The following is a 478-nucleotide window of genomic DNA, read 5'->3' as shown; positions in this document are numbered from 1 at the left end:
CTTTCCGGCCTCGCCTGCCGAAGTGCATGAACTGGTGATTGCCGCCCAACAAGTTGAGTCTGAAACAGGTGAACCGGTACGCCTGATTATTCTGGATACTCTCGCCCGCTGTTTTGGTGGTGCGGATGAAAATGATTCAAAAGATATGGGCGCGTTTGTCCGGGGCTGTGATGAACTGAAAGCTAAAACAGGGGCAAGCATTCTCGTGGTTCACCACTCCGGCAAAGACGAAAGCAAAGGCGCGAGAGGCTCCAGTGCCTTTCGTGCGGCGCTGGATGTTGAATACAAGATCAGCCGGGAAGGGAAAAAAGGCGGTGCGCTGGTTATCACCTGCACCAAAATGAAAGATGCCGAAGAACCGGAAACCAAAGCTTATGACATGCGCGTGGTGGAGCTTTTTACCGATAAAGATGGTGAAGAGATTACGTCACTGGCGCTGATTGACAGGCCGCGTGATCCGGTTGAAGAGGAAGACATC

1 protein-coding gene is annotated in these 478 nt (G+C 52.3%); it reads left to right on the top strand.

The annotated features are described in order from the left end of the window. Positions 1 to 478, top strand: a 478-nt coding sequence (locus Xedl_RS20070; RefSeq protein WP_158024430.1) for an AAA family ATPase, incomplete at both ends; no start/stop codon positions are given.

This window comes from Xenorhabdus eapokensis (assembly GCF_001908105.1).
Note: the sequence above shows the minus strand (reverse complement) of the source record. Positions and strands in the feature narration are given on the sequence as shown.